22 protein-coding genes are annotated in these 24060 nt (G+C 58.2%); 11 read left to right on the top strand and 11 right to left on the bottom strand.

Annotation, left to right across the window (positions count from 1 at the left end; genetic code table 11):
• The first annotated feature begins 157 nt into the window (after window positions 1-157).
• Both NC979_RS16730 and NC979_RS16725 read left to right on the top strand, forming a co-directional pair.
• The gene (locus NC979_RS16730) at window positions 158-772 is read left to right on the top strand and encodes a cupin domain-containing protein (RefSeq protein WP_190517647.1); all 615 of its coding nucleotides are present in this window, start codon (window positions 158-160) and stop codon (window positions 770-772) included.
• 108 nt (window positions 773-880) lie between these two features.
• Window positions 881-1387 (top strand): hypothetical protein, encoded by a 507-nt coding sequence (locus NC979_RS16725; protein ID WP_190517644.1) that lies wholly within the window; start codon window positions 881-883, stop codon window positions 1385-1387.
• A gap of 16 nt (window positions 1388-1403) precedes the next feature.
• Here the strand turns inward: NC979_RS16725 and NC979_RS16720 are convergent, their stop codons facing one another.
• A complete protein-coding gene (locus tag NC979_RS16720) occupies window positions 1404-2777 on the bottom strand; it encodes a GTP-binding protein (protein WP_190517642.1) in 1374 nt (457 codons plus the stop codon).
• Between the two features lie 57 nt (window positions 2778-2834).
• A complete protein-coding gene (locus tag NC979_RS16715) occupies window positions 2835-4487 on the bottom strand; it encodes a YcjF family protein (protein WP_190517640.1) in 1653 nt (550 codons plus the stop codon).
• A 339-nt stretch (window positions 4488-4826) separates the two neighbouring features.
• Here NC979_RS16715 and NC979_RS16710 point away from each other — a divergent pair, with 339 nt between their 5' ends.
• Both NC979_RS16710 and bioD read left to right on the top strand, forming a co-directional pair.
• Window positions 4827-6728: a serine/threonine-protein kinase gene (locus NC979_RS16710; protein WP_190517637.1), complete on the top strand. Its 1902-nt coding sequence runs from the start codon at window positions 4827-4829 to the stop codon at window positions 6726-6728.
• 113 nt (window positions 6729-6841) lie between these two features.
• Window positions 6842-7558, top strand: a complete 717-nt coding sequence (gene bioD, locus NC979_RS16705; protein WP_190517634.1) for a dethiobiotin synthase — start codon at window positions 6842-6844, stop codon at window positions 7556-7558.
• A 39-nt stretch (window positions 7559-7597) separates the two neighbouring features.
• On the opposite strand, the gene NC979_RS16700 is transcribed toward bioD, so the two are convergent.
• A complete protein-coding gene (locus NC979_RS16700) occupies window positions 7598-7798 on the bottom strand; it encodes a hypothetical protein (RefSeq protein ID WP_190517632.1) in 201 nt (66 codons plus the stop codon).
• A gap of 535 nt (window positions 7799-8333) precedes the next feature.
• Here NC979_RS16700 and NC979_RS16695 point away from each other — a divergent pair.
• The gene (locus tag NC979_RS16695) at window positions 8334-10406 is read left to right on the top strand and encodes a hypothetical protein (protein WP_190517629.1); all 2073 of its coding nucleotides are present in this window, start codon (window positions 8334-8336) and stop codon (window positions 10404-10406) included.
• 69 nt (window positions 10407-10475) lie between these two features.
• Here the strand turns inward: NC979_RS16695 and NC979_RS16690 are convergent, their stop codons facing one another.
• Entirely contained in the window at window positions 10476-11099 is a 624-nt protein-coding gene (locus NC979_RS16690; protein WP_190517626.1) for an NUDIX hydrolase, read from the bottom strand.
• 565 nt (window positions 11100-11664) lie between these two features.
• Between NC979_RS16690 and NC979_RS16685 the strand changes: the two genes are divergently transcribed.
• Complete coding sequence (locus tag NC979_RS16685) at window positions 11665-11847, top strand: hypothetical protein (RefSeq protein ID WP_190517623.1); 183 nt, start codon at window positions 11665-11667, stop codon at window positions 11845-11847.
• Between the two features lie 199 nt (window positions 11848-12046).
• Window positions 12047-12310, top strand: a complete 264-nt coding sequence (locus tag NC979_RS16680; RefSeq protein WP_190517621.1) for a DUF8620 family protein — start codon at window positions 12047-12049, stop codon at window positions 12308-12310.
• 65 nt (window positions 12311-12375) lie between these two features.
• On the opposite strand, the gene NC979_RS16675 is transcribed toward NC979_RS16680, so the two are convergent.
• A complete protein-coding gene (locus NC979_RS16675) occupies window positions 12376-13758 on the bottom strand; it encodes a gluconeogenesis factor YvcK family protein (RefSeq protein WP_190517619.1) in 1383 nt (460 codons plus the stop codon).
• Window positions 13759-14080: 322 nt separating this feature from the next.
• Here NC979_RS16675 and NC979_RS16670 point away from each other — a divergent pair, with 322 nt between their 5' ends.
• From NC979_RS16670 to NC979_RS16655, 4 genes are all read left to right on the top strand, one after another.
• On the top strand, window positions 14081-14950 hold the full coding sequence (locus NC979_RS16670; protein ID WP_190517617.1) for an ABC transporter ATP-binding protein: 870 nt from the start codon (window positions 14081-14083) through the stop codon (window positions 14948-14950).
• 103 nt (window positions 14951-15053) lie between these two features.
• Window positions 15054-16313 carry an MlaD family protein gene (locus tag NC979_RS16665; protein WP_190517615.1) on the top strand — a complete coding sequence of 420 codons (1260 nt, stop codon included), beginning with the start codon at window positions 15054-15056 and terminating at the stop codon, window positions 16311-16313.
• Between the two features lie 22 nt (window positions 16314-16335).
• Window positions 16336-16821: a nitrate reductase associated protein gene (locus NC979_RS16660; protein WP_190517612.1), complete on the top strand. Its 486-nt coding sequence runs from the start codon at window positions 16336-16338 to the stop codon at window positions 16819-16821.
• 65 nt (window positions 16822-16886) lie between these two features.
• Complete coding sequence (locus tag NC979_RS16655) at window positions 16887-18077, top strand: alpha/beta hydrolase (RefSeq protein WP_190517610.1); 1191 nt, start codon at window positions 16887-16889, stop codon at window positions 18075-18077.
• Between the two features lie 196 nt (window positions 18078-18273).
• Here NC979_RS16655 and dut read toward each other — a convergent pair whose 3' ends face one another.
• From dut to NC979_RS16625, 6 genes are all read right to left on the bottom strand, one after another.
• Entirely contained in the window at window positions 18274-18705 is a 432-nt protein-coding gene (dut, locus tag NC979_RS16650) for a dUTP diphosphatase (RefSeq protein ID WP_190517608.1), read from the bottom strand.
• Window positions 18706-18886: 181 nt separating this feature from the next.
• Window positions 18887-19720 carry a queuosine precursor transporter gene (locus NC979_RS16645; protein ID WP_190517605.1) on the bottom strand — a complete coding sequence of 278 codons (834 nt, stop codon included), beginning with the start codon at window positions 19718-19720 and terminating at the stop codon, window positions 18887-18889.
• A 68-nt stretch (window positions 19721-19788) separates the two neighbouring features.
• Window positions 19789-20796, bottom strand: coding sequence for a methionyl-tRNA formyltransferase (fmt, locus tag NC979_RS16640; RefSeq protein WP_190517602.1), 1008 nt, complete (start codon window positions 20794-20796; stop codon window positions 19789-19791).
• A 3-nt stretch (window positions 20797-20799) separates the two neighbouring features.
• Complete coding sequence (locus tag NC979_RS16635) at window positions 20800-21831, bottom strand: OmpA family protein (protein ID WP_190517600.1); 1032 nt, start codon at window positions 21829-21831, stop codon at window positions 20800-20802.
• A gap of 64 nt (window positions 21832-21895) precedes the next feature.
• A complete protein-coding gene (locus NC979_RS16630) occupies window positions 21896-23341 on the bottom strand; it encodes a DUF4335 domain-containing protein (RefSeq protein WP_190517597.1) in 1446 nt (481 codons plus the stop codon).
• Complete coding sequence (locus tag NC979_RS16625; RefSeq protein WP_190517595.1) at window positions 23338-23943, bottom strand: DUF3038 domain-containing protein; 606 nt, start codon at window positions 23941-23943, stop codon at window positions 23338-23340. The genes NC979_RS16630 and NC979_RS16625 overlap by 4 nt, the downstream gene beginning before the upstream one ends.
• Window positions 23944-24060: the final 117 nt, after the last annotated feature.

The following is a 24060-nucleotide window of genomic DNA, read 5'->3' as shown; positions in this document are numbered from 1 at the left end:
GAACTTATCAACCAAGATAGCTCAGGAGTTAGAGAGAGTCTTCGATAAAATTCGACGACAACTAGATTTAGGGAGTTAATACAAACGTAAAAAATACAGGGGATTGATTGAAAATCGATCTGTGATATTTTTGACAATAACTGCTCCCTATCTCGCCATGACCAGCAGATTTAGATCTATTGATGGCAGCCTGTTTTTCTCGCTGCGACGCCTAGGCTGGGCTGCGATCGCCGCTCTAATGACGCTGGTTATTCTAATTTTGAGCAGTCGCTCCTCGTTCACCTGGGCGGATGCACCCAACGCCAACTCACTTGAAACCGCTGCTGCGCCTTTTTGGGTTGGGGCCGATGCTGGCACCACCTGGCGGATCTTTGGCCTAGAAATTGTGGGCAAAGTTATGAGTTCGCAGACCAACGGGGCTTACTCGGTGGTCATTAGCAACACGCCTCCTGAGGGCGGGCCGCCGCTTCACGTCCATGAGCATGAGGACGAGCTGTTTTACATTCTCAAGGGCACCTATGAGTTTCGCTTTGGCGACGAAACCGTAGTCGCTAACCCAGGGGATTTTGTGCATCTGCCGGCTCACATTCCCCATACCTTTCGCAACATCGGATCAGAACCTGGCATGGCGATGAATACCATGACCCCCGGCGGATTTGAGCAATTCTTTGTTGAGATTGACCAGCTGCCCAAGGAACAACCCCTCGATCGCAGACAAGTCGCTGCGATCGCCAGTCGCTATGGTCTACAGTTTTTGCCAGAGTCGCCGTAGCGCTGTCTGTTACCCAATTTTGTTGGACGGCTCCCAAATCGGCAGGACAAACGGTGTCCAGCCAGGCTGTCTTCGACTTAAGTGTATTGGATTTGAACTGGCTATCCCTTGCTCTACGTCACCGCCAAAGAGGCCAAGCTCCAGCTGATTCAAAACCGCTTTTCGGAACTGATCGGGCAGCCCATTCGGGGCTACGAGCTAGCCCAGATGTGGTGTGACGACGACCAACAGTGGAGCGCTTGGATGGACTTGCCGCTGTTTTTAACCGTGGGCAACTCCACTCTGTCGATTTCCTGGCAAAAGTTTGATGACCTAGCCATTGAGATGGGCCGGGTGTTGCCCTTTTCCCTCGGTGGGTCAACGGTGCGTTGGCAGTGGGAAGGAGTGGCGGTGCTCGATGACATTCTTGGTGCCACCATTGTTGCCGTCTCCCTTGGCCGCGGGCAGATGTCTATCGGCGGCAGCGAGCTGGAAATTTGGACGCGCCTGCTGATTACTCTCGACAGCGGCATCACCCTAGATGTATTCAATGCCCTAGACGAAAACGGCATTGACCTGGTTACCCTAGAGCCCGGGGATGAGGTCATCCAAGCTGTGGGTTTGAAACCCCAATGAGATCAGGGCAACACCTCTAGCCGTGGGGTGTCGAAACTGCTACCAGATCGGCCTCAACCTCCTGGCGCAAACGAGCCAGGGTAGCTGAGGTCTGAGTGTCGTTGAGTAGAGCCGCCAGGGTCGCGCTGACCCCCTCTGGCCCCCAGGTGCAACCCTGCTCTAGGTAAGTTTTAGCGGCCTGGCCAACGGTGTATGCCCCGTACCCAGCGGCGCTAGCTTGGGCTGTCATTGCCCCCGCCAAAGCAGCTACCCCCGAGACGCTATCTACCAAGGTGACCAAGGCAGCGGTGGTTTTGCCCGCCCCCAGCAGCCCGCTGCCCAGTTCGCTCAGCAGCAGAGTGCCCGAGCTTTTGAGAATCGCCCGCCACAGCCGCCCCGCCTCGTGGCCTGTAATCGGAAAGCCGTAGAGTCGCGCTAGGGTGCGAATCATTACCAAGTCGATCAGCACGCCGCCCAGCAGATCAAGCCCTGCGATCGGGTTTAGGGCCACAGCGGCGGCTTTGTACTTGGCAAACTGCCAAATGGTTTCGTCGGCGCGATCGCTGTGCAAACGGCTGACATGGTCCACCATATCGCCCTCGATCGAGCGGGCGTGGCGCAGGGCATTGAGGGCTACCAGGGCAGAGCCATCCTGGCCCACAATGGCTAACAGCGCTTGGCGCAACGGCTCAATTTGAGGGGGCTGGGGTTCCCATTCGTCACTGGTGCGACCATCGGGCCATTCTACCCGCACCTGAAGTGGGGCCGGACTGGCAGCCACCATGATGACCTCCTCTACAGCCAGCTTGGCCCCTGGGGTATCTCGGCCCAGCTCAGCCCGCAGACTATTGAGGGTGTTGTATACCGATTGGCGGTCGATCTCGGGATACAGATCAATTTTGTTGAATACCAGCAGCAGCGGCTTGTGCCCGCGCTGTAGTTCCGCCAGGGCGTCGTACTCAAGTTGGGTAATCTCTCCCGCCACCACAAATAGAATCAAATCGGCCTGGTTGGCCACGGTCTGTGCCATCTCGGCGCGAATATCGCCACCGACCTCATCGAGGCCAGGGGTATCCACCAGCTCGATCTGCCAGGGCTGGTCGCTGTCCACCTCGGGTTGCCAGTACACCGACCGGGGCCAGCGGGTGACCCCGTGCAGCGGGCCAGTTTCGAGGATGCTCTCTCCTACTAGGGCGTTGATAACTGCCGACTTGCCCCGGCTGACCAAGCCAAACACTGCCACCCGCAGGCAGCGCGATTCCAGCTTGGCGCTAAGGGTCTGGAGCTGGCCTAAGCCCTGTTTCACCGCTGCCTGGTGGGGGTTGGTGCTGCCCTGTACCGCTGTGGAGTAGCGAGCAACTGCCTGACTGAGGGTTTGACGGACGCGGGAGAGGAGGGGGGAGGGGGGCATGGGGGAGAGGATGGGTAGGCGGGTGGGAGGGTGGATGGGTAGGCGAGTGGGAGAGGGTTAGTTGTGGGGTGGAGTGGGTTCGAGGGGGACGGCGATCGCGGGGATGGTTTCGGCGATCGCATCGAGGGCGATCGGTTCAAGATCTAGGGGGGAGGCAGTGCTGGCAGGGAGCTGGGCGGGGGTAGGCTTGAGAATGTCGATGCCCTGTTTGGCGAGGGTTTGCAGCAGGCTGAGCTGGCGGTTTTGTCGAATGGTAGTTTGCAGGCGCTGGGCGATCGCGTCCCAGGACAGCTCGCTGGTGGGGGTGCCGGCTAGGGCGGCTTGCTCAAAGTAGTCAACCAGGCTAAGGCCGGCCATGCGAGTGAGGTAGGCGGCGCTGAGCCCCTGCACCAAGCCCCCGGCCAGGTAGGTGGCGAAGTGGCTTTTGAGCACGGCGGTGAGCACCTGAGTTGAAAGTTCGACTAGGCCCAGCTTAACGGTGAGGCTGGCCAGGGTACCGGCGGCGGTTTTGGCCTCGTTGAGGGTGAGGTTAAAGCCGTAAATTTTGCCCAGGTCAAGAATCAGCTGGCCGTTAATAGCGACAGTAGCTAGCAGGTCGAGGGTAGGCACGGGGTTGGCAAAGGCGGCGGCGCCAGCTACCCACTGAAGCTGGTCGATCAGGGGCAGGGCGCGATCGCGGCGCAGGCGGTTGAGGTCGGTTTGCACCTGCTGGCGCAGGGCCTGGCTGCGGCGCAGCACCGTGGCAGCGATCAGGGTTGACCGTTCAGCGACTATGGCGCGACCGAGAGCAGCCTGCAGCCCAGCGATCGCCGGTGCGGGCGTTTCTATGGTTTCTATAAATGTGCCGTCGGCCTGGTGGCGGCGCACCTTGATTGGCCGAGGAGCAGCGGCGGCGGTAACGACGGGCACGGTGGCGGGCAGGGTTGCCACCCGCTGCTGAAGCTGGGTCAAAATCGTCTGCTGGTCGGCAGCGTCGTAGTGGTCGTGCTTGTTGAACACCAACACAGCGCCCTGACCGGCGATCGCACGCTCCCGCAGCAGAGTGAGAGCGCTGTCAGTAATGTCGCCATCGGTGATTAGCAGCAGGCCGTCGTAGTCGAGCCAGTCAAGGGTGACGGTCAGGGCCACTTCTTCAAAGCTCAGGGAAGAGTCTTTCGCAACGGCTGCATCGGATGAGGGCGCGAGCAGATTGAGTAGAGTGGTTTTGCCGGTGCGGGGTTCGCCTGCGATCGCCACCCGCAGCGTTGGGCGATCGAGCTCGGCCCCTAGGGCTTGGTGTCCCTGGCGATAGCGGGTGAGCGGAGCTGAGACTGTGGTTGCTTGACTGGCTAGCTCAGCTTCCTGGGCCAGGGTGTCGATCAGAGCCGACAGCGTCGTCAGCTCGATTTCAACCCGAGTGCGATCGACTACGGGCGGCGCAATGGGCTTGGGGGCCGCTGGCGCTGGCACACCCCGCCGCCACCACCATAGACCCGAGCCCATGGCAATGGCGCTGAGCAACGTCGAGCTATCGAGGGGGTTAATGTGGGTGCTGCCCAGCAGGGCCAGGGTAGCAGAAAGGCCCAAACCGCCCACTAACAGCGGTCGCTTTAGCAGCGCTGGTAGGGTCAGCATCGGTTTCAGCTGCGGAAGAAATCCTCCCGCGCTGGTGCCCGCAGTCTCTGTATCTAGAACACTGGCGTCGTCTTTGCCCGTTAACTCTAGCCCCATGGCCTGTTGCCTTCCTATATAGATTGCTATTAATAAGTGGTGATGACGGCCCTATCTAACTGGCTGTTGCCCCTGTTCTCGTCTTGAACCGCGATCGCTGCCTTCAGCATTGCGTCAGCCTGCTGCGTACCTGGGGAGCGACATGCCTGCGCTCTAGTGCCCGCTTTACTATTGTTGCAAAGGCGTTAGCATTCCTCCAGTAGGGTCTTCCTCCCTATTGGCGGCGTAGACGCCCGCCCAGAGCACCCATGAAGCGGTCGGTAATCCTACTGTAAACTGGTGTAGCGATCGCTCTGGCAGACTGGCTGCCTATTTTCAGCCCTGAATTGTTCCAAATCTATGCACCCCACCCTGATCCCTGGTACCACCCTTCAGAACCGCTACCGTGTGCTGCAAGAGCTGGGTCATGGCGGCTTTGGGCGCACCTACCTGGCCGAAGACCTAGGCCGCTTTAACGAACGCTGCGCCGTTAAAGAACTCGAACCCCAGCAGGGCGATCAGTTTTCTGACAAGGCGCTTCAGCTATTTCAGCGTGAAGCCGCCATCCTTTACAGCATTGAACATCCGCAGATTCCCAAATTTCAGGCCATTTTTGAGGAAAACCAGCGCCTGTTCCTGGTGCAGGATTACATCGACGGCGTCACCTACCGCGACCTGCTCAACCAGCGGATTCAACAGGGGATGGCTTTCTCAGAGGCCGAGGTGCGGCAGTTCTTGCAGCAGATTTTGCCGGTGCTGGCCCACATTCACAGCAAGGGCATCATTCACCGCGACATTAGCCCCGACAACGTCATGCAGCGCCAGGCCGACAGCCTGCCGGTGCTGATCGACTTTGGAGTGGTTAAAGAAGTCGTCACCCGCATTCAGCCGCCGGGCACCCTGAGCCAGGCCACCTCGGTGGGCAAGCTGGGCTACGCTCCCAGCGAGCAAATGCAGTCGGGCCGGGCCTACCCCAGCAGCGACCTCTACGCCCTGGCGGTGACCGCCATTGTGCTGCTCACTGGGAAAGAACCCCAGGAGATTTTTGACGACGTCAACCTCAGCTGGCATTTGCCTAGCACCCTCAGCCCCGGCCTGATTCAGGTGTTGCGAAAGGCTACCAGCTACCGACCGGGCGATCGCTACCAATCGGTGAGCGAAATGGCTCAGGCTCTCGGTGCCGTGGGCACAGCGCCCGGTCCTGCCGCAGCATCAACGCCCTCTCAGGTGCGAACGGTGGCCGTGGGTCGACAGTATCAGCCGACCAAGGTAGGTGCTGCAACCCAAGCGCCTAACTACACCGCCCCGGTGCCCGTTGCCGAGCCCGCCACTCTGTGGGAAAACCCCTGGGCCGTGGCTGTGATTGGCGGAATTTTGGCTCTGCTGGCGGGCCTCGGCGGCTGGACGTTGGTGAGCCTGCTCAACCGCACTCCGGCCCCGACTCCGGTGCCCACACCTGAGATCACCCTTGACCCCCAGCAGCCTCAGCCCACTCCCGAACCCACGGCTGAGCCTACCCCCGAAACTAGCCCGGTTGAGTACAGCCAAAACCTAGCCATTCAACCGGGGAGCGATCGCACCGTCAGGGGCAGTCTGCGCAGCAACGAAACTATCAACTACCGCCTCAACGCCGCCGCTGGTCAGGTGCTGCTAACCCGCATGACCGGCGAAGGGGTGCTGATTACCGTGCTCACCCCTGAGGGCGAGCCGGTGGATAGCTCGGCCCAGCGCGTGCTCAATTGGCAGGGCACCCTGCCCGTCGATGGCGAATATATTGTGCAGTTGCGCCCGGTTCAGGGTTTAGAGCAGAGTGACTACGAGCTAGAGGTGAGCCTCAGCGATCAGCCCGACCCCGAGGCGACCGTTGAGCCCGACCCCAATTCTGAGCCTAACGTTGAACCTCAGCCTCCGGTGGAGCCTGAGCCCGAGACCGAGCCGGGGCCAAACCCCGACGCCAACGTGGTTGAGCAGCGGGTGCAAATTCCGCCGGGGCAGACCAGCGTGCAGGTGTCGGGTCAGGTCAATGAAGCCCGCTCGCGCCGCTACATCGTCAATGCTCAGGAGGGGCAGGTGTTGGCCCTAGAGCTGCCCAGCGTCAGTGGCCCGGTCACCCTTGATGTGCGCTTTCCCAACGGCGAGCTGATTCCTGACGCGTCGCGGGTGCTGTCGTGGCAGGGGCAGCTGCCCAGCAGCGGTGACTACATTGTGGATGTGTCGTCGCCCCGCCCGTCTAACTACGTACTGACGATATCGGCAAATTAGGGGTGACGTTAGAGGTTTAGGGTTCAAGGTACAGGGTTCAAAGGGGCAGCCTTAGACCCTAGACCTTGCACCCTCAATGTATTCCTTGACTCAAGTTTTTTCTAAAAGGGCATATGGTTTCTTTAAATGCGCTGCTGGTGGCCGGTACCGACACCGAAGTGGGTAAAACTGTTCTCACTAGTGCTCTATTGGCCTATTGGCAGCAGCATCGGCCAGACCAGGCCCCAACGGTACTGAAGCCATTTCAGTCTGGGGTGGGCGATCGCGAGCTGTACCAGCGCCTCTTTTTCCCTAACACCAGTCTGGAGGCCATTACGCCCCAGTACTTTGACGCCCCCCTGGCCCCACCCCTGGCCGCTGCCCTAGAGGGCCGCTCGGTAGACCTCACCTCAGCCTGGCGCTCTTTGGAAACCGCTACCCAGCAACACCCTTGGGTACTGGTAGAAGGGCTGGGGGGGCTGGGGTCGCCGGTCACCTACGAACTCACCGTGGCTGATCTGGCAGCGGCTTGGCACCTGCCGGTGGTGCTGGTGGTGCCGGTTAAGCTGGGGGCGATCGCCCAAGCGATCGCCAACGTGGCCCTGGCTCGGCAAAACGCTATCGACCTGCGGGGTATTGTGCTCAACTGTCCTCAGCCCTATACGGCTGAGCAGATCGAGCAGTGGGCGCCAGCGGGGCTGATCGCCAGTCTGGCCCAGACCCCTGTGCTGGGCACGCTGCCCTACCTGCCGGCCCCAGAGTCGCTAACAGCTCTGGCATCGGCGGCGGCTAATCTAGAGTTAGAGGCACTCTACCCAGCAACGGCCCCGCACCTAGCAAAAAGCTGCTAGGTCGATCGCCAGCGGCTGATGGTAGCAGCAGCCATCCGATTAAGCGTGCGCTTCGGGATGAAATACGGCAGCAATGGTCCCCGTGAGGTCAAGAACAGTCGTTTTAGCGGGCTCAACAGTAACCCCAACTCGATCTTCAGGGAAACAGTCACGACTGCCCTTTTCGCACTCAGCGATGATCTCGACGGTGGAGATTGTAGCGGTGGCGGGAGGTAGAGCCGGCGGTAGTTGAAAAAACATAGTTAATTCCTATAATCACCCCAATGTGGCCGTAATTTTAACTAAATCAGCGATCGCAGGGGACTATCACTTTAGCTAGAAACCTTGTATTGCTACAAAGCTTAAAATTTTCCCAAATATATTAAGAAAAGAACTTAAACGTTTAATAAGCCTGAGAAATGCTTTTCATGATGCGCTTTTACGCCCACATTCAGTTAGGCTTCCATAAACGAAAAGCGACAGGCTGAACCACCACAAAACGGAACGAAGGCGTTGCTGAGCGGTGACATGAATTTGGATAGGGTATAGGCGTAGCCAAACCAAAGGCTTTACGTCCGCCTGCCCCTACGAGAGACGCTGGTTTTTTTAATTCACACCTGTATCTAGCAATCCTGAACGAAAGCCGCAAACTGCCCATGCAGGTAAGAAGAACCCGGTGGGCTTGAATTCCAGCTTCGTGAATTATCTTAGCCAGTAGCTCATCTGCCCTAGGCACTAACTCAAGGCGACGGCCCCTTTAGTTACAATCACCAGGCAGTGCGTTGCGGGCATAGCAGTGGCAATTTTTCACGGCATCAAACTAGGTTCATGGCGGCGGTGGCGGTGGTTGGCGGTCATGCTGCTCACAACTTACATCACCGTGCAACTGCTGCCCTACGGTGCGCTGGCTGCCGTTTCGCCTTGGGCAACTAGGCTTCAGGCCCCAACGGTTGCTCCAACTACCAATCGCTCAAACCGGCTGGCTCAGATCGAACCACTGCCCGGCGGTAGCGTGGCCCTGCCCAATTTTGACCCAGCGGTGAACGGGTTTCAGTTTTCCAACCAAGAGTTAACCCAGGCCATCGATATTGCCCGCAATCCTCAGGCTTGGGAAGAGGTGCTGACTGAGCAGTTGCAACAGCTGTTTGGCACTCAGGTCTGTATCGGAGGCGAATCGACTACCTGCGTGCTCACCGCCGCTGCCCAAAGCTGGCTACAAACTCAGCTAGGCCGCATGAACCAGGGCCTCTCAGAGGGCATGGCCGCAGCGGTACTTGACCTGTGGCAGCCCAGCCAGCCGCGCTTGCCCTGGTGGCAGCGGTTGGTCAATGCCCTGCTGGGGAGCACGGTGTTTGGCCTGGTGCGCACCCTGTTTGATCTGCAAACCTTCATCGCCAACCTGTTTTTGATGCAGGGGGTGACGGAGGTAGCTCAGCAGACCCAGGCCGTGCGCGACACCTTTACCCCGACTCAAATTTTGCGATCGCTGCTGGGTGTCTTTCTCGGCGGCTCCCTCGACCCGTTTACTATGGGGGTCTACCGTCGCCTAGAGGGTGCCCTGACCGAGGGCCACAGCCTCACCCCCTACCGCGTCGAAGACCGAGGCAGCGGCAAATACTGGGTCTACGTCTACGACAGCAATTACCCCGCCGGTCGGCCCAACAATCCCACCGACCTCCACGTGGAGTTTGACACCCAGGCCGACACCTGGACCTACCAGCCCACCGCCAGTTCCCCGGTGTTTGAGGGCGATGGCCAGAGCAAAACCCTCGATCTAACTCAGCGATCGTGGCGGCAGCCCCCAGCCGATCAGCCGCTGGCCGCCACCGGCCCCTTCACCTGCCCCTTCTGTGGCGTCAAGGTTGAGACTGGGGCCGAGACCGAGCCAAAAGCCGCCACTGTAGACATCACCCTAATTGGAGAAGGGGTGCTCACCGTCACCCCCTACGAGGAGTCAGCGTCCTCCGACCTATCCCCACCGGCCCTCAGCAGTCAGGATGCCGTAGAGCTGGTGCCCTTCAAAGGTGGATTGAACCGCGATGTGCCTGCCAGCTATCGACTGCCCGCCGACCAATTGGGGCAACCTCTTCAGGTCACCCTGACTGGGGTGGCCACGGCACCTAGCCAGACCGCCACGCTCCAGCTCACGGGGCCGGGGTATACGGCCAACGTTGACGAACTCAGGCTTGACCCCAGCCAAACCCTCACCCTGTTTTTGGTGGCCAACGCCACCGGGCCGGAAATTACCCTGGTGGCCAACCAAGCCACCGACCTGCCCCACCTGTCGATCAATCTCACCGATGAGACTAGGACCTACCAGTTCAATTCGTCTACCCCAGAGACTGGGTTTTCGCTCACCGATCGCCAGGTGTCTAAAAGCTCTGGGTTTGACCTCAGCGGCCTCAAGCTGCCAGCGGGCCAGCGTGTTGCCCTGGCAGCCAAGACCGACCTCAAGCGCTTTTACTTTGCTGACGATGCCCCGCCCCCCAGTCGGTACGCTCTCACGGTTAAAAATCGCATTGTGATTAAAGACCGCATTCAGCTGGGGGAACGCCAGCCCGACTTCGTCAACTACACCCTGGCCTACGACGAAGAAATGCGGGCCAGCGGCGTGCAGATCGAGAGCCAGCGCCAGGCATTTTTTGACTACGATCCGACCTTTATTGACCCGGCTGAGCTGCCCCGACAGACTTTGCTAGAGGCTTTTGATCAGCGCGATTTTCCTATCGCTATTGCCTACGAACCTCTGGTGGCTAGTTCAGATGGACAGAGCCCACTGCGATTGGTGCCATCGGGCGGAGAGCCTGTTGGTCGGCGGGTGTTTCAGGGGTCGTTGCAGAAAGGTGGGAAGGAGGAGGGAGGGAAGTAGGAGAGTGGATGAGTAGGGGGTGGATGAGTAGGGGAGTAGAAAAGTGGGGGCGGTTGAGTTGGTGGAGGGTTAATCGAAATCGGTGGGTTGGTTGGGGTTTTTGAGATAGTCAAAGAAGCGCTGAATTTGGTCTGGTCCGGTGCGCCCTAGGGAAAGGGGTGGAATGTCGTTAGGGCCAAAGAAGTCTACGACTGGAGTTTCGTAGCTGGGTGTAAGTTGCCCACCGGTAATCTCACAGTGAAACACTAGCCTGTAGCTGTGGTGCAGGGCTGGCGGGTGCCCGTGGCGGGGATGGGCGCGATCGTAGCAAGCTAGTAGCTGGGTGGCTCGAGCTGTGAGGCCCGCTTCTTCAAAAATTTCGCGCTCTACAGCGTGGCTGGGGGAGTCACCAATGTCGGCCCAGCCGCCGGGTAGTGCCCATAGTCCGTCTGATTGCTCCTGCACAAGCAGAATTTTTTGATCGCGAAACACGACCCCTCTAACATCGACTTTGGGAGTGGCGTGGCCCTGCTCTTGCTGCATGAAATTCAGAACAGTAGGCGGATCGGTGTCAATTTGGGCAGCGAGCATGGCAGCGGCGATCGCCTGAATCTGTTCGTAGCGCTCTGTGTCGAAAGGATGATTTTTATAGTGCAGCCCGGTTTGGGCAATGCCTTGAAGTTGCTGAATCCAGCCTAGCCACGGAGAGGTCATAGGAAGCGACTAATCCATCGAGTTAAATCACCCAAATTTTAGGGCTTGGCTTTGGGCACTAACTCAAATTCTTGCAATTCTGGTATGTTGGCGGCTGTTTGACGGAGAGGAATGTGCGATTTTGGCGAACATTTATAATTGTGCAACAGCGACCGAATTCAAGTTAATAACCCAACTATTCACATCGCCGCCGAGAGTGCATCTAACCTAAGGAGGAATCCGAGAAAAACCGGATAAACATTAGGAAAACCGCCGCAACCCATGAGTATTTCTACCGTTTTTTCAGTGATTCTGCGGAACTGATAGAGAATTCATAAAACTTTAGTTAATCTTCCTTTGACGGCAAAAATTATGTGATTCTGCAATCAGGAAACGATAAATCAAGGGATTGACAAGCTACATCGGGGGTGCGATCGCCGTGTAACATCCAGTTACACGGCTTCTCTGCAATAAAGCCTTAGATTACTTAATAAAATTCTCATGAAGGCGGTGATAGGATTTCCTCAAGTAAGCCATAAGCTTTTCTTACCGTTGCTGGTCGCTGTTTTCTGGAGAGCATTTAGTCATGTCTACGAACCCCGTTGGAATCAAGCCCGAAACTCGGAATCACAAAGGATTTTTTGTTCAGGATGCTGACTATGAGTTGGTCAGTATTGAGGCCTCTGGTTGGGCTCTCATTTGCGTGGATGATGCCGTTTGTCACTACGTTGACCCCGACAATCTGCTGATCCAGAATCTTGACGCTTAAGATGACTCCAGGCCAGCTACCTGCCTTGCCAAGGCGAATTTTGTATCAATCAGTTAATACTTAGTCTTTTTGGTTAGGCTGCTCTAGTCCTTAGAGCAGCCTATTTTTGGCTTAAAATTGGGGCTGAGCGCGATTGCGACTCGCCAGTCTAATCTCCCCCGATGTCTCCTTCACACCAAGCCTTTTTAGCTTTAACCCCATGAAAGAAGTGCCCATCACACAACGCATCTCTAGCCTGATTAGCTGGGTACTGGTAGCCGATCTGGGTCTGGTGTTGCTCAGCCTGGGCTGGTTTTTATTGGCCGTGCTGGGGCGCAGCATGAATGTTGACCTCGGGTTAGACCTCTGGTACTCGCTGTGGAATCCGCTGATTATGCCTGCTCTGAGCGTGCTGATGGCCGGGGCGATCGCCAGCGGCATTGTCGGCTGGGTTGGCCGCCGCTTCAACACCGATCCTTCTTAGGGATTACACAGGTTTAGGGTGCAGCCCTAAATCTTAAATCCCGGCCCCTAAACCTTATACCCTGCTTACCAAAGCCGCTGCGTGCGCGTATACCACCGCAGCAGCACCCGCGCCAGCCGCTCACTGTGGTGGCGCACCGTTAGATCTGCGCTCTCTTCCATCACGTTGGCGGCGATAATGCGGCGGCCTGAGTCGAGAATGGCGGCGCGATCGAGCAGCACTGGCCCTACCCCTGCCCTGGCGTAGTGGCTGATTACTGTATCGGAGGGCATCACCTTTTGCACTAGCACCGCATCAAACAGGTAGCAGCCGCAGGCTGAGTCGATCGCCCGAATGTGGTCAGACACCGAAAAACCGTCGGTTTCGCCCGGCTCAGTCATGATGTTGCAGATATAGATGCGAGGCACCTGCCGAGCCGCGATCGCCTTCACCAGATCGGGCACCAGCAGGTTAGGAATAATGCTGGTGTAGAGACTGCCGGGGCCAATCACGATGTAGTCGGCCTCTTCAATCGCCTTGACCGCCTTGGCTAGGGCGGGTGGGTTGGGGGGCAAGCAGCCGATGTGCACAATTCGGCCCCGCGCCTCGGTAATTTTTGACTCACCGACAATTCGGCGACCGTCCTCTAGCTCGGCCCAGAGTTGCACATCCACCGAGGTTGAGGGCAGCACCTGACCCCGCACCGCCAGCACCTTGGAGCTGGCTGCGATCGCCTGCTCCAGATCCCCTGTAATCTCGTTCATGGCGGTCAAAAACAGGTTGCCAAAGCTGTGACCCACCAGGCCGCTGCCCGACTCAAACCGATACTGAAACAGCTCCGTCAGCAGCTTTTCTTCGTCCGCTAAGGCCGCCAAGCAGTTGCGAATATCCCCCGGCGGCAGCACCCCCATCTCGCGCCGCAGCCGCCCTGACGAGCCGCCATCGTCTGCCACCGTCACAATGGCCGTGATGTTAGAGCTGTAGCGCTTCATGCCTCGCAGCAGGTTAGACAGCCCAGTGCCGCCGCCCACCACCACAATCTTCGGCCCCCGCGACAGCCGCCGCTGGGTCAGCAGGGCGTCGAGCAGGTCCTCCTCATTCCCTGGAATCAACACATCAGTGATGGCGCCCACGGTGCGGCTCTGGCCCCAAAAAATCAGCCCCAGCCCCAGCAAGATACCCACCGGGCCGCTGACGTAGTTGGGCACGTGGGTCGTAAAGGCCCGCAGCGCCGCCCCCAGCAATCGCCCCGTATAAAATACCGGCGTCAGCTTGAGCCAAATCATGCCGCCGATTCCAACCAGCAGCACCCCAGCCATACTGAGAAACAGCCAGCGCTTGACCAGCAGCCCCGGTGCCAGCCACCACATCAGCCGATTGATCCGCCGCGGTGGGGCCAGGGTTAGCGTCTCCCGACCGACCTTACGAAACAGTCTGGTCAGAGCCGTATAAAAAGGTTTTAAGAACATGAAAGGAGGTCGATAGCGATCTGACCAACCTGAGCGGCGGTTTGCAGCGGACAATAGGGCTGTGGGCGATCGGGCTGTTGTACTTAGCCCAAATGACCTATCCCGAGCAACTTCCCAATGGGTGGACGAAATTTGCCCAGGTGTTTCAGACAGCCTTTGATAGGATGAGCACCAGCGCCTTCGATTTTAGCGGCTATTTGATAGAGTCAAGTCATGGATATGCCCAGTGGCTGTTAATGGTTGGTAAACCCAACTGCTTGGCTCGACCACCCTAGGCAACCAGACCGCTGAGCAGACACGGGTACTCCCATCGGTAAGGTCTATGGCCGATCTCCACAATTCCAGCACGATTCCAGGGCAGTCCGGCATCCCTTCGTCTGCCCGCACCGCACCGCCCGACGCAGACGGCTGCGACGATGAGGTGCTGCTAGAACTCAAGGGCATCTCGAAGCAGTTTGACGGCAACCAAGTGCTCGACAATGTCGATCTCACATTGAACCGAGGCGAGGCGGTGGCGATCATCGGCCCCTCGGGCACAGGGAAATCGACTATTTTAAGAATCATTGCCGGTTTACTATCCCCCGATGAAGGTGAGATCTATGTGCAGGGGAACCGACGGGAGGGGCTGATCGAAGATTCGCCAGATCCGGTGGGTATAGGCATGGTGTTTCAGCAAGCCGCGCTGTTTGATTCCCTCTCCGTAGAAGAGAATGTAGGGTTTTTGCTCTACCAGCACTCTCGACTGCCCGCCCGTCAGATTCGCCAGATTGTCGAGGACGTGCTTGATATGGTGGGGCTACCGGGTACAGGCAGCCGCTACCCGGCAGAGCTGTCGGGGGGCATGCGCAAGCGGGTGAGCTTTGCCCGGGCGATTGTCTCAAATCCTGAAAATCCTCAGGATCGACCAGCACTGCTGCTCTACGATGAACCTACGGCCGGCCTCGACCCGATCGCCTCCACAGTGATCGAAGATTTGATTCGCGCTATTCAGCGCAACAACGGGTGCAGCTCATATCTAATTGTCACCCACCAGGACAGCACCATTCGTCGTACCGCCGATCGGGTGATCTTTTTGCACCGGGGCAAAATTCAGTGGCAGGGGCCGGTCACCGCCGTCGATGACACCGATAACCCCTTTGTGCGGCAGTTCTTTAGCGGCCGGGTTGAGGGGCCAATTCAGATGGTGCATTAGGCCCGAACTGGCCAGCGCCACTGTTAGCCTGGCTCAGGTAGAGCTGATTCGGTAGAGAATAAAATTGTGAGTAAGCCGTTGAGCGGTTGAATTAAGGGGCACCATGCGGGCAAGGGCAATTCGAGAAGGATCGGTGGGGCTGTTAATTCTCATAGCGGTGGGGCTGTTCGGCGGTCTGGTGCTGTGGCTGCGGGGGCTGAACCCGGGCCGTCAGACCTACCGAGCTACCATCGTGTTTGACAACACCTTGGGCATGCAGGAGGGCACCAGCGTGCGCTATCGGGGAGTGCCCGTAGGGCAGGTCTTGAGCATTGTGCCCACCGCCAATGCTGTAGATGTAGCGGTGGAAATCGGCAGCAGCGATCTGCGCATTCCTCGCGATGCCGTGATTATGGTTAACCAGTCGGGGCTGATTGGCGATACCACCATCGACATCACCCCCCAGCGGTTGCTGAGCGATCAAGAGCTAGCTGTTAAACCGGCAGAGGATGGCTGCCAGGGCCAGACGATTATCTGCGACGGCGATCGCCTCGACGGTCAGGTGGGAGCCAGCTATGACTCATTGATTCGCTCGGCCGAAGGACTCGCTAATGCCTTTGCCGATCCAGAGCTGATTGCCGACCTCAAAACCACCCTCGACAACGCCACCACCCTGACTGAGAGCGCCAGCCTGCTGTCGACGGAGCTGATTGTGCTGTCGCGGCAGCTGCAGACCGACCTGAGGCCGCTAATGGCTTCAGCTAACCGGGCCACCAACAATGTCAGCAGTGCCGCCGCCCAATTTGAAATTACTGGCACTGAGCTCAACCGTCTGGTGGTTACTAACCGGGGCACCCTGGTGAATACCCTCACCAATCTCGATCGCAGCGCTACCCAAATCCAGTCCATTACCACTACTCTTGGTCCGGCCTTTCAGGAGGGCCAATTTATTGCTAACCTGGAGCGCCTCTCCGCCGATGCCGCCGTGGCTGCCGCCGATATTCGCTCGATTACGGGCACCTTCAACAGCGCCGAAAACCTGGTCATGCTCCAGCAAACCTTAGATTCGGCTCGCAGCGTCTTTCAAAGTGCCCACAAGGTGATGGCCGATGTAGATGAGCTAACCGGCGACCCGGTTCTGCGCCGCAACCTGCGCGATTTGATCAACGGGCTCAATGGTCTGGTATCGCTGACTAACCAGCTGGAGCAAGCTAGCCAAGTGGCCGGGTCGCTTACCCCCGTCGCTGGTGCCCAGGTTGAGCGGGTCACCTTTACCCCCCTCCCTGCTCCGCCACTAGCGGCTGGAGCTGGCCCTGCTCCAGTGACCATTACCCACCAGGGGCAGACCTACCGCCTCGATGTGCATTCAATTCAACCCCGCTAGGACCGTTGCCCTTAAATAAGCTATGACCCAGGCCAACACACCGCTAGAAACCAACGATTTCTTTCAGTTTGAGGCCGACTTTGTTGAGTCGCTGCGCTGCATTCCCATGCAGGTGCGCCTTAAGCTCGATACCTGTGGCGTCAAGCTCAAGCTAGAACACTGGCATCGGTTTAGCGAGGCCGAGCGCGATCAGCTCACCAAGCTCCAGTGCAGCGATCGCGACTCCACCGTGGCCTACACCGCCTATGTGCAGGCGCTGGTGCACCGCGTTCAAGGCACCCCGGCCTCAACCCTGGCGATCGACCCTCATCCTCCCTGGCACAGCGAAGATGTCGTTCCCACAGATGTGCAGGCCCAGGCTCAGGCGGTTGGGGCTGAAATTGGGTTAGAGCAGTGGCGATCGCTGCGTCCTCTGCAACGCTTCGCCCTGATCAAGCTCAGCCGCCCTAGTCACGAAAACCGCAATTTTTATCCCGCCCTGGCGGAATTTGGGCTAGTGTCTCTGTAGCAACTGGGGAAGGCAGCCTTAGCCTTCCGACGGTAGTTACGATATAGCCCTCACCCCCTAGGCTCATGGTCACCCTCCAAACCAGCCCCACGACACCGACTCACGATCAGCTCCAGACTACGCGGCAGCGCATTGACACCTACGTACAAACTATTGCTGCCCGTCCCGACCGGCGAGATGGTGCTTTTCCCTACTACCTGTTTCATGGGGCAGATACCCCGGTTAAGGGAACGGTGCTCATGTTTCACGGGTTTAGTGCCAAACCCCATCAGATGTCGCGTCTGGCCGACTATCTGTTTCGCAATGGCTTCAATGTGTATCAGGCCACGCTGGCGGGCCATGCCTATATCAACCCCGATAAAAACTGGCCCCAGGTTGACCTCAAGCCCGAAATTTTGAGCCCCCTGCGGGAAAAAGTCAGCGCCGACCCGGTGCTACAACATTTCCTCGCCAACCTAGCAGCCTCTGGCGAGGGTGCTACCCCGACCCCCGTACAGATGGTTGGGCTGATGGCCCGCCTGAGCAAGCTAGAGCCCCGCCTGCTGGATATTATTGCGGCGATCGAGCGCGAAAACGACCCCGACTTTGACCGCTATTTTGTGTCGTCTCACTTGACCTACTTAAGCGATGCCCAGGCTCGCCTGGCTGAGCTAGAGGCGCTACCTGGTCCCATTTATACAGTCGGCTTATCTGTTGGTGGGGCCGTGGCCCTAGCCCTGGGGGCCAAAAACCCCCAGCGAGTTGCCAAAGTGGTAGCCTTTGCGCCGCTGCTAGAGGTGTATGGCGGAGAAACCCGCGAGCGCTACATCAACCTAGCTGGCCCATTGGATGTCAAAGAATTTGGTTGGGATGAACTACGGTTTCCGTTGGGCTGTTTTACGGCCGCCAATCGGTTTGGCGCGTTTGTGCAAAGTAAAGACAACATCGCAGCCCTGTGGCCCCAGCCAACGCTGATGATTTTGACCGAAAACGAAGATGCCGCTGACCTACGAACCAACCAAAAATTTGCGCAGTCTCTCAGTCAGCCCTCAATGTTCAAGCGCTACGACAACCACTACCTGTACACTTTCCCCAGCGAGGCTTTGGTGCCCCACCCGATGGTTGACCCGACAGAGGTGAGCCAAAACATGAGCAACGAATACTGGAAGCCCATGTATCAGGAAACCTTTCGCTTTTTGACCCAGACTGAGTTTAGAAGCCGCAGTTTAGAGCAGATCAACGAAGTGTCAGATCTGCCGGTTGTGCCGCCTGTTTAATTTCGTCAATTGGCTCGGCGATCGCTGTTTTTTGGGTGCATCCCAATTGCGTGCCCCTCTCCCTAAATTCCTCTCCCTAGGAGAGAGGGACTTTGAAATTCGGCTCTCTTCCTTCCTTAGGGAGGAGGGAGCGGGAGATGAGGGAGAGAAATTTGTGAAAGTGGGATGCACTCTTTTGTTTCCTAAACCAATGGAGCTATACCATTCCTGTTGAGCCAAAGCCTTGCGGACCTCTTAGGGTTTGAGTTAACTCGTCGGTTTCTTCAATCTCAACTTGAAATACTGGTTTGATCACCATTTGCGCAATTTTCATGCCTTTGACGACTTGAAAAGCATGCTTGCTGTGGTTAATCAAAATTATGCCAATTTCACCTCGATATCCTTCATCAATAGTTCCTGGGGTATTGAGAACTGTCACCGAGTGCTTTAGCGCTAACCCACTTCGAGGCCGGATTTGAGCTTCAGTTCCTTGGGGTAGCTCAATCTCAATTCCAGTATGGATGAGAGCTGTATCACCCGCAGCAATTTCTACGTCCTCAATAGAGCAAAGATCCATCCCCGCATCGCCTGCATGAGCGTAGGACGGAAGAATGGCTAACTCATGAATTCTTCTAATTTTGAGCTTCATTTTTTAGACCAAGCTATTGGGCCTGGAGCAATAGCAAAATAACGAAGATGGAAGAGCAAAAAGTGAAAAATACAGAAGAGTGAAAACGCCGATGGGTTTAAAGTCTGGTACTCTAGGCTGTCATAAACCAGGCTTTGCTTCTCACAGGGAAAAAATGTAAGAGCGCAATCTGAGCGGAAAATTAGCCGGAACTATCGGTTAGTTTTGCTCTCGGCTGCTCAAGCGAAGAGGGTTTGACTTCGGCAAAAGCAGACTCTAAACCCAAATAGTTGGATAGCCAAAATACACCTAGGTAAAATGGCCCGGTGTCGAGCAAGGCGGCCACTAGCTTAAACAGGTAGCCGTAGCACATAAATCGAATGAGTTGTGGCCACAGCTCCTGGTCTGCATTAATGGGTAGAGCCCCGGCCAAAAAGTGGGTAATTAGCACTACGGCGATGGTATCGACCAGTTGGCTGATGAGGGTAGAGCCGTTGTTGCGCAGCCACAGGTGCTTGCCGTTGGTCAGCTCTTTCCAAAAGTGAAACAGGTAGACATCGACAAACTGGGCCATTAGGTAGGCCAGCATTGAGGCCGTCACCGCCCCAAAGGTGAGGTTGCGAATTTCGAAGAAGATTGGCAGTCGCCCGGCGGCATCGCGTAACAGCTCGCCCGTGGTTGGGTCGGTGGCCTCAAACCCCGGCAGCACGCCTCCCAGCCAAACAACAAATAGCACCCACAGGTTGAGCAGCAGCCCTACCCAGACTACCTGATTGGCCCGCTCCTTGCCGTAGAGTTCTGAGATCAGATCGGTGCAAAGAAAGGTCAAAGGGTAGGGCAGCACTCCTACCGCCACGGTGACGGCAAAATCGCCCCAGGTAAATAGATTGACAAACCGGCTAATGCCTAGAATGTTGAGCATTCCCAGGGTGCCAAGGAACAGCCCCCCTAGGACCAAAAACACGATCTCTCGGCGGGCTTGCAGGTGTTCTGGTACCGGGCCATAGACCGTCGCAGTCACTGGATCTGTTTCCATCGATCGTTTATCTTTGCGTAAGGATGGCCAAATTGATCTAGCTGACTATAGAGTGTGAGGCGATTGGCCTAGCCGAGGGATTCGCTGACTTGTAGGCGGCTGCCGTTGACGAAATCACTCCCTGCCTGAGCCTGTTTGCCGCTGGGTTTGACCTGGCGCAGCAGCAGCAGCCCGTCGCCGGTCTGTACGAGAGGACCTTGGCCTTTGAGCAAGCCCACCAAGGTTCCTGGGGGAGAACTTGAGAGAACGGTTTCAGCCACAATGGCATCCACTGCCTCCCGCATCGCCACTAAGTCTGAGGGTAGTTCTGCCCAGTAGGGTTCTCCTAAGGGAACCGTAGACATGACCTTCAACGGCTGCCCGCGAAAGGTCGTGACGCAGTTGGGGTAAAAGCCGCGTACCTGGTTGTGGATAGCGATCGCCGCCTTGCTCCAGTCCAGCTCAAAATCGTCTTTCTGAATTAAAGGCGCGTAGGTGGCCAGGGCCTCGTCCTGGGGCAGGGGGCTGAGAATGCCATCGGCCAAGCCGTACAGGGTTTCTACCAGTAGACCAGCGCACTGTTGAGACAGGGCTGTCGCCACCTCCCCAGCGGTATCGAGCAGGCCAATGGGTAGGGTTGACTTGAGCAGCATGTCGCCGGTATCCATGCCCAGGTTCATCAGCATGGTGGTCATGCCGGTGACGGTGTCGCCGTTGACGATGCACCACTGAATTGGGGCGGCTCCCCGGTAGGCGGGCAGTAGCGAGCCGTGGCCATTGATGCAGCCTAACCGAGGCATATCTAGAATGCGCTGGGAGAGTAGCTGACCGTAGGCCACCACTACAAAGGCATCGGCCTGAATGGCCTCTAGGGCAGCAAGGGTAGCCTCGTCTTTTTTGATGCGGGTGGGTTGCAGGACCGGACAGTTGGCCTCGACGGCGATCTGTTTGACGGGCGAAGCATCCACCTGGCTACCTCTGCCCCGGCGGCGATCGGGCTGGGTGACGACGGCGGCCACCTCAAACCCTGGCTCGGCCAGCAGCCGCTGGAGGCTGGGCACAGCAAAGTGAGGGGTTCCAAAAAATACAAGTTTCATGGGTTAGCTACCGGGCACAATGCCAATTTCGACCCGCTGGTTGCGCTGCTGGTCGGCGGGGGTAGTGCCTACAGCGGTGGGGCGAGTCTGACCGTAGCCCACCGGCACCCAGCGAATGCCGCCGCCTTCTAGCTGAGGGCTCAGGTATTGCTGCACCGCCACGGCCTGTTGCAGGGTGAGCTGACTAGCCAGGTCGGGAGAGGATGCACCGTCGGTATGGCTGCCCACCAGCAGGGTCGCGGCACCGTAGCGGCTCAGGTCGGCAGCAATGCTGTCGAGCAGTTGCTGGCCAGAGGGGGTGAGGATGCTGCTGCCCGGCCGAAAGAGTAGGGCGCTGGGCAAGACGACGCGATCGCGCACCAGCGCAAAGCGCGGCTCCTGATAGGCCACCCGAGCCCCTGTCTCGGCCTCAGGGGATGGTTCTACCGCTGGAGTCTCTGCCGCCGCTTCCGGCGCATCACTAGCCCCACCGTCGGCCCCGAGCCGCTGATCGAGGCGCTGTAGGCGAGCTTCAAGCGTACCTGCGGTTGGGGCACCCAGGCTAGTTTCTAGCTCGGTTAGGCGGGTATTGAGGCGAGTCAGCTCTTGGCGTAGGGCGGTGAGGTTAGTTTGAATGCGATCGCGCTCAGCCTCAGGTATAGGCGGTGCAGCCTCTGGTGCAGCTGTAACACCAGAGGCTGCTGACGGGGAGAATTCCATTGCCGGAGCCACCTCATCGACAACTCCGTCAACTGGGCCATCACCCTGCCACCAGCTGGGCAGCTGCCGCAGTTTGCGCTGGGTCTGGTTGCCCTGGCGCAGGGCAGCCTCCGTCAGCGGCGGGTCAGGGTTGCGGGAGGGCATCGCCTGAGCTACCAGCATGCCAACCAGCCAGCCTACACTGACCCCGGCACCCAAAATAATCAGGCGCACCACCAGAGTCCACAGCGCGTGTAGCCCCGCCCAGGGTCGAGACTTGGGCGCAGGCGGTGGAGTCGAGCGGGGAGCCGCCGGAGCAGGGTCGGGCAACGGTGGCAGATTGGGGGAATCAGCCATGACGCGATCGAGCTAGAAACATTAGGCCAGCATCATAAGGGCATCGGCAGCGCTAGGAGAGGAGCTATTGGGGCCAGCCATCCCAGGGGTTGACCTCCAGCACACCGCTCTCGGTGAACACCACTTGAAAGTCAGCCTGATTTGCAGTGCTATCGGCTGCGGTAACCAAATTGGGCAGGGGGGTTTCGTTCACCAACAGGCCAGCGGCAGCGTTGACGGGCTCATAGCCCACCACCTCGCCCGCCTCGGTCAGGCGCACCCGAAACCGCAGGTCCTCATTGGCTGACAGGGGCTCTAGCTCAGCCAAAATGTTGTCGTAAAGGTCGCTGTTGAGTTCGCGAATGCGATCGCCGTCGGTCACCTTCTCCTCTAGATCCGGCAGCTCAGCCGCATTGGCCGCCGCGTCATTCTCAACAGCATCACCCTCAGTGGTATCACCCTCAGTGGTATCACTCTCAGTCGCATCGGCCTCAGCCGGAACCTCTGTCGGCTCTAACCGCACTTCCCCGTCAGGGGTAAAGGTCGCAACAAACTGGGCCACGCGCTCTCGCACCGGCTCTGCGCCTGCCACCGGCGCAAAGGTAAGCTTGGGCAGTGGGGTATTATCGACCTCTTCTAGAGCCAAATCGTTCTCGTATTGATACCCCAAAATATCGCCGTCTTCAGAAACCGCCATGCGATAGGTTAGGTCGCCGCTGGGTCGTGGCGCATCGGCCCAGGCCTCCTGCAACCGCTGGGTCACGTCAGACTGCAACAGAGCAACAGTGGCCGCGTCGGTAATCGCTGGGGCACTCTCTAGACGGTCTAAGCCATCGCCGTCAGCAGGCACTGCTTCGCTAGTTTCATCGTCGGCTCTGGGGGGGCCTCCAGGCACCGCGCTGGCTGCTGCCGGGGCTGAAGCCTCGGACTCTGGACGAGTGGGCTCAAATTCGGGCGGGGGTACAAAGAATAGGGCCAGTCCGGCGGCAGCCAAGGCCGCCGCTCCTAGGGCTGCGGGGGCCGCCCGCTTCGTTATGGGTTCGGTGGGTCGCACCAGTCGCCGCGATACCGCCTGAAACTGTGCCTTCATGTCGGGCAGCGTTTGAGTGTCGGCCAGTAGCTGGTCGACCGCTTCCATCAGGTCATAGAACTGCACCGTAGTGAGCTGGATATCCAGCGGCGGCAGCGCGTTGACGTCGCTAACAGGCCCGCCCAGGGGCTGCTGCTGCACAATTAGGTGGTGGTGGTAGGGGAGATCACCTGGTTTGATCTCCACTATGGGTGGCGCTGACCCTGTCGTCCTAGGGTAGGGCACGCCGCTGAGCAACTGCTGCCCGTAGCGGCTTACGGCGGTCACTAAACTGTCTAAAAATTCTCGCCCCCCGGCCAGGGTGGCATCGGTGGCACCGGGTAGGTGGCACTCGGCATTCATCAACACCGCCAGGGGTGACAGGGGGTCGTTGGCGTCAGCGCTAAGCCCTTCTAAGACCAGGTTGCAGTGGGGTAGGGTATATTGCCGTTGAACGGTCATGATACTTCTCCGTCAAACAGGCTATTCCAGAGGCGTTGGGGACCGAGCACCCCAGCGCACAGCAGCAGTTCTTGCAAAAGCTCAAGGGCCAGCTCATCGAGCTTTTCGTCGCTGCTGTAGGCAATCACCCCAGCTCGGCGTGGGTTCATGCGGGCGCGGAAATGGCTGCGAAAGCGGCTCAGATAGTCGGCCAAGCGAAAGTGGTGCTCGGGGGAGAGCTGTTTGTCGGTTAGTTGCTGATAGCCCACTAGCAGCTGGCGCACCACCACCGTCAATCGCCGCGCTAGGGTGCAAATAATAATGACCAGGGCTTTAGCCTCTTCAATGTTTAAAGGCTGCCGCTGGCTGTAGCGGCGCATGGGATTCGTGCCTCGCAGCAACCACAGGTGCACCCGGCCTTTGACCAAGCCCTCTAGGCCGAGGTCACGAGCGGTGCCCAACATAGCTTCACTGCCCCCCAGATCGAGGGCTTCAATGGCCAGCAGCAGCAGGTCAAGCTGAATGCGTGCCCGACGAGGACATTCGTCGTTGGGCAGCCCTGGGTTAGCAAGGGTGTCGAGCACTAGGGGCGGCTGGGGAGCGGGCGGGCTATCTACTGGCATTCAGCTCTGGAGTTAATACGAACAGCATTCTATCAAAACACAGTTAGGCTCTGCCCGTCCGGAGAAATTGCCGAACCACAGCCTTTGAAAGGGGCGTTTATGGTAACTCATGCGGCG

Source organism: Leptolyngbya subtilissima AS-A7 (assembly GCF_039962255.1).
GTDB lineage: Bacteria > Cyanobacteriota > Cyanobacteriia > Phormidesmidales > Phormidesmidaceae > Nodosilinea.
This window is presented reverse-complemented; position numbering and strand designations above follow the sequence as displayed.

What these genes read in the sequence shown, in the direction of transcription:
- NC979_RS16730 (WP_190517647.1), top strand. Translation starts at nt 158, where the DNA reads ATGACCAGCAGATTTAGATCTATTGATGGCAGCCTGTTTTTCTCGCTG.
- NC979_RS16720 (WP_190517642.1), bottom strand. Translation starts at nt 2,777, where the DNA reads ATGCCCCCCTCCCCCCTCCTCTCCCGCGTCCGTCAAACCCTCAGTCAG.
- NC979_RS16715 (WP_190517640.1), bottom strand. Translation starts at nt 4,487, where the DNA reads ATGGGGCTAGAGTTAACGGGCAAAGACGACGCCAGTGTTCTAGATACA.
- NC979_RS16710 (WP_190517637.1), top strand. Translation starts at nt 4,827, where the DNA reads ATGCACCCCACCCTGATCCCTGGTACCACCCTTCAGAACCGCTACCGT.
- bioD (WP_190517634.1), top strand. Translation starts at nt 6,842, where the DNA reads ATGGTTTCTTTAAATGCGCTGCTGGTGGCCGGTACCGACACCGAAGTG.
- NC979_RS16700 (WP_190517632.1), bottom strand. Translation starts at nt 7,798, where the DNA reads ATGTTTTTTCAACTACCGCCGGCTCTACCTCCCGCCACCGCTACAATC.
- NC979_RS16690 (WP_190517626.1), bottom strand. Translation starts at nt 11,099, where the DNA reads ATGACCTCTCCGTGGCTAGGCTGGATTCAGCAACTTCAAGGCATTGCC.
- NC979_RS16685 (WP_190517623.1), top strand. Translation starts at nt 11,665, where the DNA reads ATGTCTACGAACCCCGTTGGAATCAAGCCCGAAACTCGGAATCACAAA.
- NC979_RS16680 (WP_190517621.1), top strand. Translation starts at nt 12,047, where the DNA reads ATGAAAGAAGTGCCCATCACACAACGCATCTCTAGCCTGATTAGCTGG.
- NC979_RS16675 (WP_190517619.1), bottom strand. Translation starts at nt 13,758, where the DNA reads ATGTTCTTAAAACCTTTTTATACGGCTCTGACCAGACTGTTTCGTAAG.
- NC979_RS16670 (WP_190517617.1), top strand. Translation starts at nt 14,081, where the DNA reads ATGGCCGATCTCCACAATTCCAGCACGATTCCAGGGCAGTCCGGCATC.
- NC979_RS16665 (WP_190517615.1), top strand. Translation starts at nt 15,054, where the DNA reads ATGCGGGCAAGGGCAATTCGAGAAGGATCGGTGGGGCTGTTAATTCTC.
- NC979_RS16660 (WP_190517612.1), top strand. Translation starts at nt 16,336, where the DNA reads ATGACCCAGGCCAACACACCGCTAGAAACCAACGATTTCTTTCAGTTT.
- NC979_RS16655 (WP_190517610.1), top strand. Translation starts at nt 16,887, where the DNA reads ATGGTCACCCTCCAAACCAGCCCCACGACACCGACTCACGATCAGCTC.
- dut (WP_190517608.1), bottom strand. Translation starts at nt 18,705, where the DNA reads ATGAAGCTCAAAATTAGAAGAATTCATGAGTTAGCCATTCTTCCGTCC.
- NC979_RS16645 (WP_190517605.1), bottom strand. Translation starts at nt 19,720, where the DNA reads ATGGAAACAGATCCAGTGACTGCGACGGTCTATGGCCCGGTACCAGAA.
- fmt (WP_190517602.1), bottom strand. Translation starts at nt 20,796, where the DNA reads ATGAAACTTGTATTTTTTGGAACCCCTCACTTTGCTGTGCCCAGCCTC.
- NC979_RS16635 (WP_190517600.1), bottom strand. Translation starts at nt 21,831, where the DNA reads ATGGCTGATTCCCCCAATCTGCCACCGTTGCCCGACCCTGCTCCGGCG.
- NC979_RS16630 (WP_190517597.1), bottom strand. Translation starts at nt 23,341, where the DNA reads ATGACCGTTCAACGGCAATATACCCTACCCCACTGCAACCTGGTCTTA.
- NC979_RS16625 (WP_190517595.1), bottom strand. Translation starts at nt 23,943, where the DNA reads ATGCCAGTAGATAGCCCGCCCGCTCCCCAGCCGCCCCTAGTGCTCGAC.